Source organism: Sandaracinus amylolyticus (assembly GCF_021631985.1).
GTDB lineage: Bacteria > Myxococcota_A > Polyangia > Polyangiales > Sandaracinaceae > Sandaracinus > Sandaracinus amylolyticus_A.
Genome location: NZ_CP070225.1, coordinates 2,301,728 through 2,321,994 on the forward strand (window position 1 = coordinate 2,301,728; position 20,267 = coordinate 2,321,994).

The following is a 20,267-nucleotide window of genomic DNA, read 5'->3' on the forward strand; positions in this document are numbered from 1 at the left end:
AGATCGTCACGCGAGGTCGTCAAGTCGAATCGTGCTCTGTTAGTCTCGTCGCACGATGACATCGAGAACAGAATTCGCGCTGCTGATCCCAGCGTTCGTCCTCTTCGCTTTCGCGCCCACCGCGCACGCCCAGACCATCACGTTCGATCAAGCCGACGGCAGCGTCTGGAACGTCGGCCCGCCGGTCGAGGTCACCGCGAATTGGCGCGGTCTCGACATCATGCTGGTCATCGACGAGTCGGGGTCGGTGGACGGCGCGGAGTTCGCGCAGATCTCCGCCGCCGTTCGCGGCCTGGCGGGTGCGCTGCCGCTCGAGCGAGGCATCCGCGTAGGCGTGGTGAAGTACTCGTCGTACGCACGCCTCACGCTGCCGCTGACGAGCGACCCGACGCGGATCGACGAAGCCCTCGGCCAACGCACGTTCCCCGGCGGCAGCACCGCGACCGCGATGGGCATCACCACGGCGACGAGCCACCTGACGTCGTGGGCCCGGGTCGGCGTGCAGCGAGTCCTCATCGTGATCACCGACGGCTACTGCACGTGCGCCACCGGGGACATCACGAACGCGATCTCGCCCTTCGCGGCCGCCGGGGGGTTCGCGTACGCCCTCGGGTTCGGCGAGGCGCGCGCGTCGGAGCTCGCGCTGATCGCGACGCGCGGCACCGGCGCGACGACCGTGTTCATCAGCGCGCTCGACGCGCTCGACGAGAGCGCGGCGGCGGTGGCGGCGCAGCTCGCGGCGGTCTCCACGAGCGCGACCGCGACGATGCCCGACGCCACCACCGCGACCGTGACGTACGGCGCGAACCAGCGCGTCGCGCTGCCGCCCTTCGTGCTCGCGCCCGGCGACAACGTGTTCCGGCTCGACTGGCCGCGGCTCGGTGGGACGACGGGCTCTGCGACGGTCACGCTCGAAGGGCGCGTCACCGACCTCGCGTGGACCGTGCCGGCGAGCATCACGACGACCGAGGACACGTCGCGCGCGCTGACGGGCGCCGACGCGATCGAGCTCGACGGCCCGTACCTCGCGCCGCACGCGCTCACGATCACCCTCGATCCTGCGGCCGCGGGCACGCTCGAGCTCGACGACGGAGCGCTCACCGGCACCGGCAGCGGCACCGCGAGCCTCTCGTACACCGGAAGCCTCACCGCGATGCAGGCGGCGCTCGCGACGCTCGCCTTCGTTCCGGCGCCCGACCATCACGGGAGCGCGCTGCTGCGCCTCGCTGCCGACGCGGGCGATGGGCCGCTCTCGCAGCAGGTCATGATCACCGTCACGCCGGTGAACGACGCGCCGACGTCCGGCGACGACTCGCTGGTCGTGTACGACGATCGTCCGGTCTCGATCTCGCCCGCGACGCTGCTCGCGAACGACAGCGCGGGACCGCTCGAGACGGAGCAGGCGCTCACCATCACGACGCCGTCGAGCACGACGGCGGGTGGCGTGCTCGCGTGGGTCGACGGTCAGCTCGTGTACACGCCTCCGACCGTCGCGATCACGTCCGACGGATTCGCGTACGACGTCGTCGACGACGGGATCACCGGCGATGCGCCGGACCCGCTCGGCGCGAGCGCGCAGGTCTCGCTCGACGTGGTCGCGGCGCCGCTGCTCTCCACCCCGGTCGAGGTCACGGGCACCGAGGGCACGCCGGTGGCGCTCGGGGTCGAGATCGGCGCGGGGTCGGGCGCGACGTTCTCGGGCATCGTGCGCGTCGAGGGCGTGCCCGAGGGCGTCTCGCTCTCGGCGGGCGAGTCGGTGGACGCGGGCGTGTGGGAGCTCGCGGTCGAACAGCTCGCGAGCCTCACGCTGATCGCGCGCGACGACGGTGACTTCGTGCTCTCGGTGGGCGCGGTCGTCGACGACAGCCGCGGCCCGCGCGCGACGCTCGCGCCCCGCGACATCGCAGTCTCGATCGGGCCTGCCGCGCCGCAGATCACGCTCGAGCCGGGCCCCTACGTCGCCGACGCGGAGGGCGCGATCACGCTCCGCGGGACCTACTCGGATCCCGGCGTCGACGATGCGCACGTCCTCTCGGTCGACTGGGGCGACGGCACCGAGGTGGTCGACGGACCGGTCGAGGGCGGGCGCTTCGAGGTGAGCCACACCTACGAGGCGCGCGGCGAGCACGACGTGACGCTGGTGCTCGAGGACGACGACGGAGAGAGCGCGAGCGTGACCGTAGTCGTCACCTTCGGGACGGCGGGCGGCGACGCCGGGATCGGCGGCGGCGACGCGGGCATCGCTGCGGACGGTGGAGCGGTGGTGCGGCCCGCGTCGTCGGGCTGTGGATGCAGCGTGCAGCCGGCGCTCGGGCCGGGCGCGACGGGCTGGGCGTTCCTCGTCCTCGCGCTCGTCGCGATGCGACGCCGTCGCGGCTGAGCGCAGCACGGGACGCGCGCCGTGATCGAGACGGCGCGGCGCGCGTCGTGCGATCCTCCTCGTCACGCGAGAGGGGGTGGAGATGCGCGAGGGACGAGCGATCGGGATCGCGGCGTGGCTGGCGGTGTGCGCGTGGACGACCGGCTGTGACGAGGGCGGCGGCAGCATCACGCTCGACGAGTACGGCGCGGAGTCGGCCGAGGCGACCTGCGCGACGATCGAGCGCTGCTACGGGCCGGATCTCGTCGAGGCGCTCGCGGGGCCCGACTGCGTCGGCAGCGCGCAGCGCACGCTCGAGCAGGCGTCGCTGCCGCAGATCGAGGCGGCGATCGCGGCGGGCACGGTGCAGTACGACGGCGCGGCGGCGCGCGAGTGCGTCGACGCGGTGGCCGATGCGTCGTGCGCGGCGATCGATCGCGCGTCACTCCCGGCGTGCGAGGACGCCTTCGTGGGCACGGTCGCGGCGGGCGGCGCGTGCGCGCTGGACGAGGAGTGCGCCGGCGACGCGTTCTGCCGCATCGAGCTGACGTGCCCGGGCACCTGTCAGGCGCGCGTGCCGAGCGGCAGCGCGTGCGAGGGCGACGACGAGTGCCAGGCCGCGCTGCGCTGTCTCGGCGGCACGTGTCAGGCGCCCGCGCGCGAAGGTGCGGCGTGCGGTGGCGGCACCGAGATCGAGTGCGCCGCGGGGCTCGTGTGCCTCGGCCAGCAGGAGCCGAGCGCGACGATGCCCGAGGGTCGCACCGGGCTCTGTCGCTCGCTCCCCGCGACCCAGACCGCGGCGATCGGCGCGACGTGTGATCCCGACAACGGTCCGCTGTGCGTGAGCGGCGTGTCGTGCGCGCTCATCGGCGTGACCGCGGGGACGACTCCGGTGTTCGAGTGCGTCGCGGCGTCGACCTCGGGCGGCGCGTGCAACCTCGGGTTCCCCGATCCCTGCCCGTTCGATCACACCTGCGAAGGAGTCGATCTCGCGATGGGCGACTTCGAGGGCACTTGCGTCGCGCTCCCGCGCGCGGGCGAGCCCTGTCCGAACAACCGCTGCGGGCGCGACGCGTGGTGCTCGAGTGGGACGTGCCGCGCGGTGCAGAGCATCGGCTCGGCGTGCACCAGTGACGCCGATTGCTTCTCGGGATTCTGCGACGGCGGGACGTGCGCCGAGGGAGTGCTCTGCACCGAGCGCTGAATTCGAGACTGGCACTCTCGATTCGCGAGAGTGCCAGTCGTCGTCTGGCTCAGCGCAGGACGCCTTCGGGCAATTCGCCCGACTTCTCCACGGCCTCGGGGTCCTTCCACGTTCCCATCAGTCGGTCCCAGAACGTGAAGAACTGCCCGTAGTTGTAGTCGTAGTACCAGTGGTGCAGCGTGTGGTGGCCCGTGTAGTTGATCCACTTGAACCGCACGAACGACACGCGGTCGTGGATCATCACCGACCACACCGACACGAAGCTCACCATCACCAGGTAGATCGGCCCGTAGAGCGGGAAGATGAAGCCGAAGAGGTGATGCGGGAGCGCCTGCAGGAACGAGTCGAGCGGGTGGAACGCCATGCTCACCCACGACGTCGTGACGCGCCACTCGTGGTGGTACTTGTGGAGCCAGTGATAGCCCTTGTCCGTGTGCAGCCAGCGATGTGCCCAGTAGATGCACGTCTCGGTGAACACGAGGTAGAGGACGAAGCTCGCGGCGAGCCAGCCCCAGCCGTACTCGCCGATGTCCCAGTAGATGCGGCTGTGCCCGCTCGCGATGAGGATGTGGAACGGCATCATCAGCACGACGTTGCCGATCGTGCCGATGACACCCCACTTCTGCGCGGCGCGATTGGCCTTCGCGTCCGGCGTGTACGTCGGGTGGAAGCGCTCCTTGCCCCAGACGAAGAAGATCAGATAGCTGAGGCCCGAGAGCGTGAAGTACAGCGTGAGACCCGCGATCGTCAGGAAGACGAACTGGTTGAGCGGAGTCTCTGGAATGCCGAGCAGACGCAGGATCATGGCGGCCGAGACTACGACCGGGCAGGGGGATCGGTCGAGCCGCGTCGGGGGTGCGCCGTGAGAGAGCAGGGTGCGCCGTATCGCTGCTCCAGGATGGTGCGACGCGCGCGGATGATCGTTGTTTCGTCAACGGATCGCGCGCGGCACGAGCATCGCAATCGACGCCTCGCGAGGACTCGAAGACCGTCCAGCGCTCCGGCAGTCGGGCGGCGTCCTCGGGAAGGCGGCGGACATGGGCATCGACATCCGGTTCTGGGGCGTGCGCGGGAGCATCGCATCGCCCGGCCCGCGCACTGCGGGCGTCGGCGGCAACACGAGCTGCGTCGAGGTGCGCTGCGGCGATCGTGTGGTCGTGCTCGACGTCGGCACGGGCGCGCGGGGGCTCGGCGATCGCCTCGCGCGCGAGGGCGTGGAGGACGTGCAGGTGCTGCTCTCGCATCTGCACTGGGATCACATCCAGGGGCTGCCCTTCTTCGCGCCGGCGTGGATCCCCGGGCGGCGCGTCACGATGCGCGGCGCGCCCTCGACGTCGACGCCGGGGCTCTCGCTCGAGGGCTCGATCGCCGCGCAGATGATGCCGCCGCACTTCCCGGTGCGGCTCGAGGACATGCGCGCGACCATCGCGTTCGAAGAGATCGCGCTCGGCCGCGACGTCGCGATCGACGACGTGATCGTGCGCGCGGCGCGGCTCGCGCATCCGGGTGGGGTGCTCGGGTGGCGCATCGAGCACGCGGGGCGGAGCGTGGTGTACGCGACCGACACCGAGCACGTCGTGGGCGGCGAGCCCGACGCGACGCTGGTGGAGCTCGCGCGCGATGCCGACGTGCTGATCTACGACGCGATGGACAGCGACGAGGAGCACGCGACGCGCATCGGGTGGGGCCACTCGACGTGGAGCGCGGGCGTCGCGGTGGCGGACGCGGCGCGCGTGGGGCAGCTCGTGCTGTTCCACCACGATCCGCAGCGCGACGACGACGCGGTGGAGGCGATCGAGCGCGTCGCGGCGGAGCGGCGCCACGGCACGATCGCGGCGCGCGAGGGCATGGTGATCGGCCTCGGAGGGAGGAGCGAGGCGAGGGCGGCGTGAGCGCCGCAGCGAGCGCGTACGACGACGAGCGCGCGTCGTATGATCCGCGCTCGATGACCCGGCTCTCGCTCCTCGTCGAGCTCGCGTCCACCCTCGCGCGCGAGATCGATCTCGACGCGTGGCTCGCGAGCGCCGCCCACGCGCTCGCGTCGGCGATGAGCGCGGAGCGCGCGTCGATCTGGCTGGTCGACGCGGAGGAGGGCGACCTCGTGACACGGGTCGCGGTGCTGCCCGAGTTGCCCGCGCTGCGGCAGCGCATCGGCGCGGGCGTGGTCGGCACGGTCGCGCGCACCGGCGAGGTGCTGCGCATCGACGACGCGTCGCGCGATCCGCGCTTCGATCCCAGCGCCGATCGCGTGACCGGGTTCACCACGCGATCGATCCTCGCCGCGCCGATCCGCGAGGACGCGAGCGCGCCGGTGCGCGGCGTGGTGCAGGTGCTCAACGCGAAGAGTGGTGCGTTCGACGCGGAGGACGCGGCGTACCTCGACGTGCTGGGGCGCGAGCTCGGTCGCGCGCTCGCGATGACCACGCTGCGGCCCGACGACGCGAGCGGGCCCGGGCTCGTGCTGCGCGGTCCGTTCAACCGGATCGTCGGCCGTGGTGCCGCGATGGAGGCGGTCTACGAGCGCGTGGGCCTCGCGGCGCAGACCGACGCGACCGTGCTGCTGCGCGGCGAGACCGGCACCGGCAAGACGCTGCTGGCGCGCGCGATCCACGTGAACTCGCCGCGGCGCGACGGGCCCTTCGTGACGGTCGACTGCACGACGCTGCCGCCCCAGCTGGTCGAGAGCGAGCTCTTCGGGCACGAGCGCGGGGCGTTCACCGGCGCCGATCGACGGGTGCGCGGGCGCGTGGAGATGGCGAGCGGAGGCACGCTCTTCCTCGACGAGATCGGCGATCTTCCGCCGGAGATCCAGGGGAAGTTGCTGCGCTTCGTGCAGGACCGCGTGTTCGAGCGCGTCGGTGGGCGCGAGACGCTGCGCGCCGACGTGCGCTTGCTCTGCGCCACCCACCACGACCTCGAGCGCGCGGTCGAGGAGGGGCGCTTCCGGCGCGACCTCTACTATCGAATTCGTGTGCTCGAGATCGAGGTGCCGCGCCTCGCGTCGCGCGGGCCCGACGAGATCGAGCGGCTCGCGCGTCACTTCGCGGATCTGTACGCGAAGCGGCACGGACGGCCCGAGCCGCGCTTCGAGGAGGACGCGCTCGACGCGCTGCGCGCGCACGCGTGGCCCGGCAACGTGCGCGAGCTCGAGCACTGGATCGAGAGCGCGCTGGTGCTCGCGCCGGATGGAGCAATTCGGCGCTCGAGGTTCCCCGCGCAGCGCGGGGGCGCGGAGCCGAAGCGCGAGGCGCGCGACGCCGTGGTGCTCGCGCCGAACCAGAAGCTCGACGACGCGATGCGCGAGTACGTGCGCGCGACGGTGCAGGCCCTCGGCGGCAATCGCAGCGAAGCTGCGCGCCGGCTCGGCGTCTCGCGGAACACCATCGCGCGCGCGATGCGGGAGTGAGTCCTTGCCGGAGTGCTCGACCCGCAGGTCCCGAGCGATCAGTCCTCGGGGAACGCGGCGCGACACGCCGCGAGACGCGCCTCGTCGATCGGTGCCTCGGCGAGCTGGGGCGGCGTCGCGAAGGCGGCGTTCGAGAAGTCGAACATGTCGAGCATCGGCCACGCGTTCGCGTCGCGCGCGCTCATCGCGGGCAGCAGGTAGCGCGCCTGCAGGAGGCGCACGACGCTCGAGAGATCGGTGACGCGATCGGACACGTGCGCGGGTCGCGAGTACGGGCTCACGATGACGAGCGGCACGCGGAACCCGAGGCGATCGAAGTCGCCCGCGGCGTGCGAGGGACCGAGCGCGGGCGCGTGATCGCCGGGCGGGCACGCCTCGGGGGGAGGCACGTGATCGTAGAACCCGCCCCACTCGTCGTAGGTCAGGATGATCGCGGACTCGCGCCAGATCGGGCTCGCCATGATCATCGTGACGATCTCGCGGATCCACGCCTGGCCGTTCTGCACGTCGGCGTGCGGGTGCTCGTCGTGCGCGTCGATGCCCTGCGCGAAGTCCCACGAGGGATCGATGTACGTGACCTCGGCGACGTCGCCGCTCGCGAGATCGGCGGCGAAGTGATCGTACGAGCGGATGCGCACGCGCTGCGCCGGTGCGAGCGCCCAGTGCGGATACGCGCCGTACACGAAGGGCACGGTCTCGTAGTAGATGCGCCACGACACGCCGGCGCGATCGAGCTGCTGGTAGATGATGTGATCGCCCTCCGCGGGGAGGTTCTCGCGCGGGATGGCGTCGTTCGAGACGAGACCGAACGACGTGCCGCTCAGGGAGTACTCGCGGTTGACCCACGTCGGCCCGAGCATCGAGCAGTGGTGGTGATCGCTCATCGCGAACGTGCGGTAGAGGTCCCAGTAGAACGGCAGATCGGAGCCGTCGTACCAGCCCATCGCGCGTCGACCGTCGGGATCGTTCTGGCGCACGAAGCCGTCGTTCGCGCCGCCGTTCCACTGGGTGTGACCCGCGTTCCAGCTGTGGCCGGTGTCGCTGGTGCAGTACTCGGTCTGGTGGAACGTCGAGACCGGCGCGCCGCCGGTGTCGGGGTTCGTCGCGCCTTCGGCGGGCAGGCCTTCGACGCCGGGCATCGTGCCGAAGTAGTGATCGAACGAGCGGTTCTCCTGCATCAGCAGGAACCAATGGCGGATCGGGATGTCGCCGCCGATCGGATGCTCCGCGCCGATCGTCTCCCAGGGCATCGCGCCGCGCGTGAACGTGCACGACTCGCGGCCTGCGGCGGCCTCGCTCTCGGGGATGCGCTCGTACGGTCCGGCGTCGTAGGGCTCTCGGTATGCGTCGACGCCGGCGTCGGTGGGCGCGGCATCGTCGTCGCCGCACGCGGCGAAGAGTGTGGTCGAGAGCACGACTGGAAGGAGCGCGCGTCGCATCGTGGGCCTCGTCAGAAGGTGCGGAGATCGAGCTCGGGTCCGAGCACGAAGTCGTTGGCGTCGGCGGTCGAGTGGCAGTGGTTGCAGCTCAGGAGCGCGCCGCCCTGCGGCGCCGTGTAGCCGTCGCCCATCGGCGGGCTCTCGCCGCGCCACTGGATGTGCGGGACGCGGATCCCGTCGTCGCCGAGGTCGAGGTGGAGCTCGAAGAACTCCCAGCCGCGGGCGCCGCTCGCGTTGTAGGGCGCGCCGCGCTTGACCATCGCGTGGGCTTCCCAGTGCGTGGCGTCGGGGCCGCGCGTCAGGCGCACGATCGTCGTGCCGACCGGGAACTCGCGGGCGCCCTGGGGCGGACGCGCGCTCAGGTAGACGGTGCTGACGCCTCCGGGATGGATCGGCGGGACCGAGTCGGGGCCGCGGTCGAACGCGATCCAGTGGTCGAAGTGCAGGAAGTCGGCGTCGGATGCGACGTGCTCGCGTGGCGCCTCGGACGCGCGCGTGCCGCACGCGACGAGCGCGAGGGCGAAGAGCGCGGTGCGGGCGCGAGCCATGCGCCGCGATGATGCGTCAAATCGCTGACCCGTTGGTCACGATTGTGCGACAAGAGTCACGGGGTGTTTTCAGCCGACGGGCATCTTCGGCAGGCCGAGGCGCACCGAGAGGCCCTGCTCGTCGACGTCGAAGCGCTCGATGACGAGGGCGTCCATGACCAACGCGGCGGCGGGCGCGCTCTGCGATGCCGCGCGCACGGCGGGGCAGGTGCGCAGATCGACGCGGAGCTTCTCGCCTTCGCGATCGACCATCGCGCCCGCATCGATGCCGCCTTCGGTCGGCGGAAGGAACGGGCCCCACACCGCGCGCGCGACGAGCGCCGCGATCATGCCCGCGACGTCGCGCAGCTTCGCGTCGCTCGCGGCCTCGGGCGGATCGACCGCGAACACGATCTCCTTCGCGCCGCGCGGTGCGAAGCGCGCGCTCTCGGGGATCAACGCGGCGGCGATGGCGCGGCCCGACTCGAGCTCCGCGGTGATCTCGATGCGGCCGTCGCGGGTGCGCACGCTCGCGGCGCTCACGGTGCCTGCGCGCAGCACGGCGCGCGCGAGCTGTCGCTCGGGGATGCGCGCGCGTCGATCGCGGAGCTCGCGCAGCACGTCGCGGGCGCGCGCGAAGGGCGTGTTGCCGAGGGCCTCGCGCGCGCTGGCGGCAGCGTCGCGCACGCGGCTACGGAAGCGATCGAGTCGGTCCCCCATCGAACGGGCGGACCGTAGCACGCGCGTGCGAGCGAGACCCGGTGTCCTCAGTCGTCGTCGAGATCGGTGTCGTCGCTCTCGTCGACGTCCGCCGTCGCGAACGGCTCGACCGGCATCGGCACGACGCGCGACGGCATCACCGGCATCGCGCTGCGCTTGAGGTAGCCGTGCAGGCCGTGGGTGAAGCCCTCGTCGCGCAGCGCGCCCACGATCGGCGAGCCGTGCGTGGGCTCGCCGTCGACGCTCGCGATCAGGATCGCCTTCCGGCGTCCGCTCTCGACGAGCTCGGCGAGCGCGCGCGCGATCGCGCGGATCGCGTGGCCGCGATCGGGCTCGGCCTCGGGCAGGAACGTGATCAAGCTGCGCTCGGTGCGGCCGAGCCATGCGATCGGTCGTCCCTCGCGCAGCACGACCTGCGCGCCGCTCGCGCGCTGCGGTCGGGCGGTCGCGCGGGTCTCGGGCCAGGCGAGCGCTGCGCCGTAGGGCTGCGCGGGATCGGTCGCGGCGATCACGAACGTGCGCGCCGGCTCGGTGGGATCGCGGTGCGCGCGCAGTCGATCGTCGGCGCCCGGGAGCGCGAACTGCGCAGCGCCGAGCCCCGCGACGAAGAACCCGCGCCGCACGCGTCCCGCCTCTTCCATCGTGCGCAGCACCGGATACACCGCGCCGAACCCGCCGAGCACACCTTCGCGCTGAACGCCCTCGCGCGTGACCACGCCGTGTCGCTCGAGCAGCGTGCGCGCGAGCGCGGCGCGTCGCTCGGTCTCGCTCGGTCCGGCGGTCGTCGGCAGCAACGACCAACGTCCTTCGCTCCCCGGCGGGCCCACGCGGCGCGCGGCCTGGAAGCGCGAAGGTCGACGGCGATCGCGCTTGCTCGACGTGCTCGCCGCGCCGAGCGAGCGCAGCGGCGCGAGGGTGTCGTTCGTCACCTCGCCGGCCCACACGAGATCCCAGAGCGCGCTCAGCGCGTCCTGCGGGAACCCGCCCACCTCGCGCGCGATCTCGGCGAAGAAGAGCGCACCGCGGCGCGAGAGCACGTCGCGCACCTTCGCGGCGAGCGTGCCTTCTGCGGGCGCCGGCGGAGGAGCGAGCAGCGGGTACGAGCTCGCGAAGTAGATCGCGACGCGCCCCACGCCGGGCGCGAGCGGCTCGACGCCGCGCCACACGACCTCACCCGACGCGCAGAGCTGATCGAGATCGCCCTGTCGGTATCCATCGACGCGTGCGGGGAGGATCTCGCGCTCGAGCACGTCGGCGGGGACGGGCGCGCCCTCGAGCTGCTCGATCGCGCGGAAGAGCGCGTCGACGCCGCGCCGCGGACCGCCGCCCGACGCGGGCGCGATGCCGTTCCACTCGAGCAGGAAGCGCGTGTACGCGGCGGGCTCGACCGGCTCGATCTCGGCGCGAAGGCGCGCGAGGGAGCGGCGCTTCACCGAGCGCAGGACCTCGGCATCGCAGAGATCGAGGCCGCGCGCGCCGGGCACGAGCTCGCCTTCGATCACACGACCGCGCGCGATCAGGCGTTCGACCGCGGCGCGCACCGGCGCGATCCCGAGGCCCCATCGCGCGGCGAGATCGGCGGCGCGGAAGGGCCCGTGGGTGCGCGCCCAGCGCGAGACGAAATCGCCGAGCGGGTCACCGACCGGCTCGAGGAACGCGGCCGGCGTTCCGGGCGGCGGCGGCACACCGAGCGCGTCGCGCAGGCGTCCCGCGTCCTCGATCGCAGCGAGGCGCGCGCGACCGCCGATCGTCACCTCGATCGCGCGGCGCTCGCGCAGCAGCTCGGCGATCAGCGTCTCGCTGCGAGCACGCGCGCTCGCCTCGTCGTCCTCGGGGCCGTGCACGCGCATCGCGAGCTCGTCGCGATCGAGATCGCCGAGGAGCAGCAGCAGATCGTGCGCCCCATCGGCGCCGGTGATCGCGTAGCGGCGATCGAGACGCTGCAGCTGGTGCTCGAGCGCGGTGATCGCATCGGGATCGAGCAGCTCGCGGAGCTCGACGCCGCCGAGCAATTCGCGGAGCTGTGCGGCGTCGACGGTGAGCGCCTGCGCGCGTCGCTCCGCGAGCGGCGCGTCGCCCTCGTACATGAAGTTCGCGACGTAGGAGAACAGCAGCGACGAGGCGAACGGCGACGGCTGCGCGGTGTCGACCGTCACGACGTGCACGCGGCGATCGGCGATCGCGCGGAGCATCTCGATCACCCCGGGCAGATCGAAGACGTCGCGCAGGCACTCGCGGTACGTCTCGAGGAGGATCGGGAACGAGCCGTAGCGCGACGCGACCTGCAGCAGATCGGCGGCACGACGACGCTGCGCCCAGAGCGGCGAGCGCTTGCCCGGATGACGTCGCGGGAGCAGCAGCGCGCGCGCTGCGCACTCGCGGAAGCGAGAGGAAAAGAGCGCGGTGCTGCCGAGCGTGCGCACCAGGAGATCCTCGACCTCGTCGGCGGTGGGCAGCAGCTGATCGATCGTCGGCGGCGCGTCGCTCTCGGGGAAGCGCAGCACGATGCCGTCGTCGGACCACACCGCCTCGGTGTCGATGCCGAGCTCGGCGCGACATCGCTCGATCAAGCACGTCGCGAGCGGCGCGTGCACGCGCGCGCCGAAGGGCGACATCAAGCACACGCGGTGATCGCCGACCTCGTCGACGAAGCGCTCGACGAGCAGCGTACGATCCGAGGGCACCTCACCAGTTGCCTTCGCCTGGTCGTGCACGAAGCGCACGAGGTTGCGCGCGGCGCGCTCCTCGAGATCGTGCTCGGCCATCAGCTTCGCAATGCCGTCGTCCTCCTTGGCGCGCGCGAGGGTGCGGGTGAGCGCGCCGATCGCGGTGCCCAGCGCGGCGCTCCGCCCGAGCGACTCGCCGCGCCAGAACGGCATCTTCCCGGGCTCGCCGGGCGCGGGCTCGACCATCACGCGGTCGTGCGTGATCTCGACGATGCGCCACGAGGTCGCGCCGAGCAGGAACACCTCGCCCTCGCGCGCCTCGAACACCATCTCCTCGTCGAGCTCTCCGACGCGCCGCGACGTCTTCCCTTCGCCGCTGCCCGCGAGGAACACGCCGTAGAGGCCGCGATCCGGGATCACTCCCGCGTTCACCACCGCGAGCCGCTTCGCGCCCTGTCGCGCGCGGATCTGACCGGTCACGCGATCCCACACGATGCGCGGGCGCAGCTCGGCGAATTCGTCGCTGGGATAGCGGCCGGCGAGCATGTCGAGCACGCCTTCGAAGTGTCCGCGCGGCAGCTCCGCGAACGGCGCGGCGCGGCGCACCATCGTGAAGAGCGCGGCCTCGTGGATCTCGTCGCTCGCGACGATCGCGACGAGCTGCTGCGCGAGCACGTCGAGCGGCGAGCGCGGATACGCGGTGGGCTCGACCTCGCCACGTCGCATGAGGCGCACCGCGGCCGCGGACGCGAGCAGATCGGCGCGGTGCTTCGGGAACACCACGCCCTCGCTGGTGCCGCCGACGTGGTGCGACGCGCGCCCGATGCGCTGCAGGCCCGCGGAGACGGTGGGCGGTGTCTCGATCTGGATCACCAGATCGACCGCGCCGAGATCGAGGCCGAGCTCGAGCGACGAGGTCGCGACGATGCAGGGCAGGGCGCCCGACTTGAGCCGCTCTTCGATCTGCTGCCGCTGCTCGCGCGCGACCGAGCCGTGGTGCGCGAGCGCGATCTCGTCGCCTGCCACGTCGTTGAGCGCCGCCGCGAGACGCTCGGCGAGGCGACGCGAGTTCACGAAGATCATCGTCGAGCGATGCGCGCGGATCAGCTCGACGAGGCGCGGGTGGATGCTCGGCCAGATCGAGCGTCCTTCGGGCGCCTTTGGGCCACCCTCGAGCGGGCCGCGATCGTTCGCGCTCCCGAGACGGCTCATGTCGTCGACCGGGACCTCGATCGTGAGCGCGAGATCCTTCTTCGCGCTCGCGTCGACGATGCGCACCGGACGCGCGCTCCACGTGCCCTCGTCGTCGAGCTCGCCGCCGCCGAGGAAGCGCGCGATCTCGTCGAGCGGGCGCTGGGTCGCGGAGAGCCCGATGCGCTGGAGCGGCTTGGTCTGACCGGCGCGCGCGCGCACGTCCTCGAGGCGCTCGAGCGTGAGCGCGAGGTGCGCGCCCCGCTTGGTGCCTGCGATCGCGTGGATCTCGTCGACGATCACGGTCTCGATCGAGGTGAGGGTCTCGCGCGCGTTCGACGTGAGCAGGAGGTAGAGCGACTCCGGCGTGGTGATCAGCACGTCGGGCGGACGCCGCGCGAGGCGTGCGCGCTCGTCGGCGGGCGTGTCGCCCGAGCGCACGCCGACCTCGAGCCGGCGGTACGGGATGCCGAGCCGCTCTGCGGTGGCGGTGATGCCTGCGAGCGGCGCGCGGAGGTTGCGCTCGACGTCGACCGCCAGCGCCTTCAGCGGCGAGACGTAGAGCACGCGGCAGCGCTGCTTCGGCGGCGGCTCCTCGGCGAACGTCGCGCGATCGATCGCGAAGAGGAACGCGGCGAGCGTCTTGCCCGAGCCGGTGGGCGCGAGCAGCAGCGTCGACTCGCCGCGCGTGATCGCGCTCCAGCCCGCGCGCTGCGCGTCGGTCGGCGCGGCGAACGACGCCTCGAACCACGCGCGCGTCGCCGGGTGGAACGCAGCGAGCGCATCGGTGCCCTTCTTCTTGCTCAAGCGCGGGCCTCGACGCGCGAAGGCTGACAGCGTGCGCACCAGTACGTCGAGCGACGCATGTCGCCCTGGCGCTCCATCGTGATCGCGTGCGCGCAGCGCGGGCAGGGCTGGCCCTGACGCCCATAGACTCGCTGAGGGCGCGTGCCGCGCGCGAACCCACCGCGCATGCGGCGCTCGGCGGTGGCGAGCAGCGCGCGCAGCTCGTCGTCCGTGAAGCGCGCGACCGGCGCGAACGGATCGAGCCGATGCTCGAAGAGCAGCTCGCTCTTCCACACGTTGCCGATGCCGGCGATCGCGCGCTGATCCATCAGCGCGACACCGAGCGGCGCGTGATCGATCGCGCGGAGCCGGCGCAGCGCCTCGTCGGGATCGAAGCTCGCCGCGATGGGATCGGGACCGAGCCCGGCGAGGTGGGGATCACGATCGACGTCGCTCGCGCGGATGAGCCGCACGATCGGCGCGCTCCAGCACATCGCGATCGCGCCGTCGACCTCGAGCACGACGACGACGTTGCCGGAGGCGCCGGGCACGCGCTCACCCGGCCCATAGCCGCGCCACACGCCGTTCATCTTCATGTGCGTGTGGAGCACGAGCCCGCCCTCGAACGTGATCAGCAGGTTCTTCCCGCGCGCCTCGACCGACTCCACGCGCTTGCCGACGACCGACGTGACGCGCTCGGCGCGGCGCGGCAGATCGAGCGCGCGCACGAGGCGCCCCGCGAGGAGCGGGCGCAGGCGCAGCGCGGTGCGGTGGAGGGTGTCGCCTTCGGGCACGAGGACTACGACGTGTGGGGCTCGGAGCGCCGGGTTTCAAGCGGGGCGAGACGCCACTCTCGACGGTGCGCTGTCAGGAATGCCGCGCCGCGTTCGCGTGTGACCGCGTGGCGTGCCTCGAGATCACGAGGATCCGCGCCACGTTTGAGTGAGGCATGCTGCGTCGATGCGCGATCTCGTGGACGAGCTGTGCTCCGATCGCTGCGCGGGACGCGCGGCCGGGACCGAGGGTGGGCGCATCGCGCGCGGCGTGGTGATCGAGGCGCTGCGCGGAGCGGGGCTCGATCCGTTCGAACAGGCCGTGCCGAAGGCGCGCGGCGCGAACGTGCTCGCGACGATCCCCGGCGAGATCGATCGCTACGTGATGGTCGCCGCGCACTACGACCATCTCGGCACGGTCGGGCACCACGTCTTCCGTGGCGCGGACGACAATGCGGCGTCGGTCGCGATCCTGGCCGACGTCGCGCGCCGGCTCGCGGCGGATCGCCCGATGGGCCGCGGCGTGATCATCGCCGCGTTCGATGCCGAAGAGCCGCCGTACTTCCTCACGGCGGCGATGGGCTCGGAGCACTTCGCGCGGCATCCGACGGTGCCGCTCGATCGCATCGACATGATGGTCTGCCTCGAGCTCGTCGGGCACGCGCTCGGCGAGGTGCACCTGCCGAGCGAGGTGCGTCGCACGATGTTCCTGCTCGGCGCGGAGCGCAGCGAGGGCACGCTCACGCACGTGCACGAGCTCGCGCGCAGCGAGCCCGGCGTGATCATCCGGCCCGCCGACGCCGAGATCATCCCGCGGCTCAGCGACTACGCGGCGTTCTGGGAGCGCGAGCGTCCCTTCGTGCTGCTCACGGGCGGTCGGTCCCGCCACTACCACACGCCCGAGGATCTTCCGAAGCACCTCGACTTCGCCCGGATGCAGGCCACCGCAGCGTGGATCGAGCGCTTCGTGCGCGCGCAGTGCGCACGACACGAAGCGCCCTTCGTGTTCCGCGATCGGCGCGACGACGTGTCGACGCTCGACTCGATCGGCGATCTGCTCACGCCGCTGGCCAGCGTGTCCGACGTCGCGGCGATGGGCGCGCAGATGGCGCGCTCGCTCCGCGCTCGCGTGCGACGTGATGGAGCGCTCCCGCTCGACGCGCGCGGGGAGCTCGAGCAGCTCGTCGCCGCGATCGAGTCGTCGCTCGCATGATCGAGCGACGACGTCGCGGGCGCGCGATCGCGCGCGCGCTACGCTGCGAGATGACTTCTCTTCGGATCTCGGTGCTCGCCACGGCGTGCTCTCCATTCCCATCGGCAGACGAGCTCGAGTCACCGGCGTGTGTCGACGGGGATTGGAACCCGACCGAGACCGTCCGGGCGTCGCTCGGCGCCGACTTCGTCGCGATCGTGGACGACGAGGAAGGCGTGCTGGGATCGGGCCCGCGCTGTGACGGCGCGACCGATCCCACGGCGTGCGAGGAAGCGATCTCGGAGGCGCTCTGGAGCGCGCAGATCGTCGTTCGTGTCGGCGACGAGGTGACGACCCCGACGATGCGTGAGCTCCTCGGGACGATCGACAGCCTCGACGAGGCCCTGATCGTCACGACGCTGTCGGGCTACTCGCTGCCCGGCTGTGGCGAGGGCTCGCGCACCGGTGGTCGCCGCATCGAAGGTGGGTGGGAAGTGGTCGTGATCGGCGATGTCGAGTGCGTGTACGACGTCGGCCCGTTCGAGCACGAGGATCGCTACTTCCGCCACTTGGTCCACGTCTCGGACGACGGCGAGCTCGACGAGCGGGCGCGCGAGGAGAGCCATCGCGACTCCTGCTACGACCACTGCGACTGCTTCGAGTAGCGGTCCTCACGCGTCGCGGGCGACGCGGTCCACGCGCGCGAGCAACGTCGGCATGCGATAGGGGCCGTGCATCGCGCGCACCTTCGCCGCGGCGTCGCTCGCGTCCATGCCGATCGCGCTCACGTAGAGGGGGCTCTTGCTCTCGCCGCGGCACACCTCGATCACGCGCGTCGCGCCGCGGTACTCCGTCTTGGCGACGCCGACCACCGGGATCGTCGCGCCGAGCGCCTCGTACAAGCGCGCGCCGAGCCCTGGGCGATCCTCGTCGAGCCACACCTGCCCGTCGACGATCACCACCTCGATCGACACGGTCACGCGCGCGAGCACCGCGCGCAGGCACGGCAGCTCGCGCAGATAGAACCTGCCGGGCTCGTACGGCGCGACCTCGTCGATGCGCACCACGTGCTCCTCGCGCGCGGTCGCCGACGTCCACTCGTCCGCGACCACGCACGCCGCGAACGCCTCGTGATCGCGATAGTCGACGTCGACACACGCGATCACGGGGCGCTCACTCGGCGTCGCTGCCAGCTTCCACGACCTCGCTCGCCACGTCATGCGTCTGGATCGTGCGCTTCACGCGCAGCGCGTCGAGCTCCGTCGGATCCACGCGTCGCCCCTCGCGGATCGCGAAGAGCCCGACGCGCACGAGGCGATGCGGCACGTCCTTGTCGCCGAGGACCGCCTCGATCACCTCGCTCGCCTTCGCGGTGCCCTGGCCCGTCACCGCGATGCGCATCCGCAGCGGGACCAACGCGCCGCCGAGGCCCGCCGCTTCGAGCGCCTCCGCGCCCGCGCCGATCTCGATCTCCACGAGGTACTTCGCGACGTCGACGTCCTTGCCGATGCCCTCGATGATCCGTCGCACCACCAGCGAGCCCGCGCGCGCCGCATCGACCTTCGCGCGCAGCGCGTCGAGGTCCGCGAAGCCGCGCTCCGCGAGCCACGCATGCGGGATCGCCGCGACGTACTCGGCCTCGTCGAGCACCTTGTTGATGCCCGCGTCCTGCCCGCCGAGCGCGCGCACCGCGAGGAACTCGAGGCCCGCCTCGCTCACCGCGTTGAGCCGCTCGACGAGCCCGTCGAGCGAGTACGCGACGTCGCCGTCGAGCTTGAGATCGACGTACTCCGCGAGGCTCGCGATGCCGAGCGAGAGCGCCGGGCCGAACACCATGTCGGGCCGCGGATGGAAGCCCTCGGTGTACCAGAGCGGCATCTGCACGCGGCGCAGGATGCGCGGCAGCACGCGCACCAGATCGAGGTGCCCGCGGTAGGCCGCGAGCCCGACCTTGCGATACGCGAGGCGCACGCGAACCGGCGCGCCCTGCACCTGCTTCGGCGGCGGGCGCATGTGCTTCGGCAGCACCTTCGGCGCGTTGGGGTCGCGCGCCTCGCGCGGCGCGGGACGCTCCTCCGCGCCGAGCTTGCGCAGGAAGACGAGGCGCTCCTCGCGCATCTGCCCGAGGTCGCACGCGACGCCGCAGTCGTAACAGACGAGGCGCTTCCGATCGGCGTGCGCGTCGACGAGGTTCGTGTGGTGCACGAACGCGCCCGCGACCTTGCCGCAGGGGGGGCTCAGTCGGTTCGAGAGCGCCTTGCGGTACTCGCGCAGCAGGAAGCCGTCCTCGAGCCCGACGTCGAGGTGATCCCAGGGCAGGCGCGCGGTCACCGGGATGGTCCCGAGGAAGCGCGCGGGCTCGACCCCGTGCTGCTCGAACGCGCGCTGCCACGCGCCGAGATCGAGGCGCTCCTCCCACGAGTCGAAGCGCGCGCCGTTGCGATACGCGCTCTCGATCACGTCGCCGAGCGTGCGATCGCCGCGCGCGATGACGCCCTCGAGCCAGCTGCCCTCGGAGTCGTGCGTCTTGAGCTTCACGCCGCTCGCGCGCGCTTCCTCGCGAAGCCAGGCCTGCTTCACCTCGACGAGGTCCTTCGCGTCCATGGCGCACCACTGGAACGGCGTGTGCGGCTTCGGGACGTGGATCGATACCGAGACCGTCACGTCGGGGCCGCGTCCGCGCTGCAGCTTGCGACCGACGTCGCGCGCGCGTGCACCGGTCTGCACGATGCCGCGCACGTCCTCTTCTTCTTCGGTCGGCAGACCGATCATGAAGTAGAGCTTCATCTTCGACCAACCACGCGCGAAGACGCGCTCGGCGGTCGTCATCAGCTGCTCTTCCGTGATGTTCTTGTTCACCACGTCGCGCATGCGCTGCGAGCCCGCTTCGGGCGCGAACGTGAGGCCGGTGGCGCGCACCTTCTTGATCTCGTCGAGGAGGTCCTCGTCGAGGCCGTACGCGCGCAGCGACGAGACGGAGAGCGCGACCTTCTCCGCCTCGAACTTCTTCATCACCGCTTTGACCAGCGGATGGATCGCGCTGTAGTCCGCGGTCGACAGCGACGTGAGCGACGCTTCGTCGTAGCCACCGTCCTTCACCGCGCGCGTGATGGTGTCGAGGATCGACTCGGGATCGCGCTCGCGCACCGGGCGGTAGATCATGCCCGCCTGGCAGAAGCGACAGCCCTCGGTGCAGCCGCGCGCGATCTCGACCGACACGCGATCGAACACGCTCTCGGTCGCGCTCACCGGACCGCCCGAGGGGAACGGATAGTCGTTCAGGTTCGCGACCATCGCGCGCTTCACGGGGAAGGGCAGCGTGGGATCGCTCGGCCTCGAGACCACGCGCACGCCGGTCTCGGGCTCGATCTCGGTGTCGTAGAGCGCGGGCACGTAGAGCCCGCCTCCCGTCTTCGTGCTCACGCGCACCAGCTCGCGCAGGCGCTCGCGCCGGGGCACGCCCGCCGCCTTGAGCGCGGTCCACGTGAGCATGATCTCGGGCGTCTTCTCCTCGCCGTCGCCGATCACCGCGACGTCGACGAAGGGCGCGAGCGGCTCGCAGTGCGTCGCGACCGGGCCGCCGACGATCACGAGCGGATCGTCCTCGCCACGATCCGCTGCGCGCAGCGGGATCCCGCCGAGCTCGAGCATCAAGAGGATGTTGGTGAACGTGAGCTCGAACTGGAGCGAGAAGCCCACGACGTCGAAGTCGCGCAGCGGGCGCGCGCTCTCGAGCGAGCGCAGCGGCTGACCGTGCGCGCGCAGCTCCGCTTCCATGTCGCTCCACGGCGCGTAGCAACGCTCGGCGAGCAGCTTCGGGTGCTCGTTCACGATCCCGTAGAGGATCTTGAAGCCGAGGTGGCTCATCCCGATGTCGTAGACGTCGGGGAACGCGAGACAGAGGCGTGCGCTGACCGCGCTCCAGTCCTTGCGCACCTCGCCGTGCTCTCCGCCGACGTAGCGCGACGGCTTCTGCACGCGGTCGAGGAAGGAAGCGTAGGGAT

14 protein-coding genes are annotated in these 20,267 nt (G+C 71.9%); 6 read left to right on the forward strand and 8 right to left on the reverse strand.

Annotated elements, in window-relative coordinates; all coding sequences use genetic code 11:
- Nucleotides 1-55 precede the first annotated feature (55 nt).
- Both I5071_RS09465 and I5071_RS09470 read left to right on the forward strand, forming a co-directional pair.
- Complete coding sequence (locus I5071_RS09465; protein WP_236605088.1) at nucleotides 56-2,380, forward strand: VWA domain-containing protein; 2,325 nt, start codon at nucleotides 56-58, stop codon at nucleotides 2,378-2,380.
- A gap of 82 nt (nucleotides 2,381-2,462) precedes the next feature.
- On the forward strand, nucleotides 2,463-3,563 hold the full coding sequence (locus tag I5071_RS09470) for a hypothetical protein (RefSeq protein WP_236605089.1): 1,101 nt from the start codon (nucleotides 2,463-2,465) through the stop codon (nucleotides 3,561-3,563).
- Nucleotides 3,564-3,612: 49 nt separating this feature from the next.
- On the opposite strand, the gene I5071_RS09475 is transcribed toward I5071_RS09470, so the two are convergent.
- A complete protein-coding gene (locus tag I5071_RS09475; RefSeq protein WP_236605090.1) occupies nucleotides 3,613-4,368 on the reverse strand; it encodes a sterol desaturase family protein in 756 nt (251 codons plus the stop codon).
- A 232-nt stretch (nucleotides 4,369-4,600) separates the two neighbouring features.
- On the opposite strand from I5071_RS09475, the gene I5071_RS09480 reads away from it, so the two are divergent.
- Entirely contained in the window at nucleotides 4,601-5,455 is an 855-nt protein-coding gene (locus I5071_RS09480) for an MBL fold metallo-hydrolase (protein ID WP_236605091.1), read from the forward strand.
- A 53-nt stretch (nucleotides 5,456-5,508) separates the two neighbouring features.
- On the forward strand, nucleotides 5,509-6,969 hold the full coding sequence (locus I5071_RS09485) for a sigma-54-dependent Fis family transcriptional regulator (RefSeq protein WP_236605092.1): 1,461 nt from the start codon (nucleotides 5,509-5,511) through the stop codon (nucleotides 6,967-6,969).
- A 38-nt stretch (nucleotides 6,970-7,007) separates the two neighbouring features.
- On the opposite strand, the gene I5071_RS09490 is transcribed toward I5071_RS09485, so the two are convergent.
- The 5 genes from I5071_RS09490 to I5071_RS09510 all read right to left on the reverse strand — a co-directional run bounded on the left by I5071_RS09490 (nucleotide 7,008) and on the right by I5071_RS09510 (nucleotide 15,092).
- Nucleotides 7,008-8,408, reverse strand: a complete 1,401-nt coding sequence (locus tag I5071_RS09490) for a phospholipase C (RefSeq protein WP_236605093.1) — start codon at nucleotides 8,406-8,408, stop codon at nucleotides 7,008-7,010.
- A gap of 11 nt (nucleotides 8,409-8,419) precedes the next feature.
- Nucleotides 8,420-8,956 (reverse strand): hypothetical protein, encoded by a 537-nt coding sequence (locus I5071_RS09495; protein ID WP_236605094.1) that lies wholly within the window; start codon nucleotides 8,954-8,956, stop codon nucleotides 8,420-8,422.
- Nucleotides 8,957-9,025: 69 nt separating this feature from the next.
- The gene (locus I5071_RS09500; protein ID WP_236605095.1) at nucleotides 9,026-9,622 is read right to left on the reverse strand and encodes a hypothetical protein; all 597 of its coding nucleotides are present in this window, start codon (nucleotides 9,620-9,622) and stop codon (nucleotides 9,026-9,028) included.
- Nucleotides 9,623-9,702: 80 nt separating this feature from the next.
- A complete protein-coding gene (locus tag I5071_RS09505; RefSeq protein WP_236605096.1) occupies nucleotides 9,703-14,319 on the reverse strand; it encodes a DEAD/DEAH box helicase in 4,617 nt (1,538 codons plus the stop codon).
- Nucleotides 14,316-15,092 carry an Fpg/Nei family DNA glycosylase gene (locus tag I5071_RS09510; RefSeq protein WP_236605097.1) on the reverse strand — a complete coding sequence of 259 codons (777 nt, stop codon included), beginning with the start codon at nucleotides 15,090-15,092 and terminating at the stop codon, nucleotides 14,316-14,318. Before I5071_RS09510 ends, I5071_RS09505 begins: the two co-directional genes overlap by 4 nt.
- 166 nt (nucleotides 15,093-15,258) lie before the next feature.
- On the opposite strand from I5071_RS09510, the gene I5071_RS09515 reads away from it, so the two are divergent.
- Together I5071_RS09515 and I5071_RS09520 are read left to right on the forward strand one after the other, a co-directional pair.
- Nucleotides 15,259-16,284 (forward strand): M28 family metallopeptidase, encoded by a 1,026-nt coding sequence (locus I5071_RS09515; RefSeq protein ID WP_236605098.1) that lies wholly within the window; start codon nucleotides 15,259-15,261, stop codon nucleotides 16,282-16,284.
- A gap of 50 nt (nucleotides 16,285-16,334) precedes the next feature.
- Nucleotides 16,335-16,928 (forward strand): hypothetical protein, encoded by a 594-nt coding sequence (locus I5071_RS09520; protein WP_236605099.1) that lies wholly within the window; start codon nucleotides 16,335-16,337, stop codon nucleotides 16,926-16,928.
- A gap of 6 nt (nucleotides 16,929-16,934) precedes the next feature.
- On the opposite strand, the gene I5071_RS09525 is transcribed toward I5071_RS09520, so the two are convergent.
- Together I5071_RS09525 and I5071_RS09530 are read right to left on the reverse strand one after the other, a co-directional pair.
- The gene (locus I5071_RS09525; RefSeq protein ID WP_236605100.1) at nucleotides 16,935-17,429 is read right to left on the reverse strand and encodes an endonuclease V; all 495 of its coding nucleotides are present in this window, start codon (nucleotides 17,427-17,429) and stop codon (nucleotides 16,935-16,937) included.
- Nucleotides 17,430-17,436: 7 nt separating this feature from the next.
- Complete coding sequence (locus I5071_RS09530; RefSeq protein WP_236605101.1) at nucleotides 17,437-20,241, reverse strand: TIGR03960 family B12-binding radical SAM protein; 2,805 nt, start codon at nucleotides 20,239-20,241, stop codon at nucleotides 17,437-17,439.
- Between the last annotated feature and the right edge of the window lie 26 nt (nucleotides 20,242-20,267).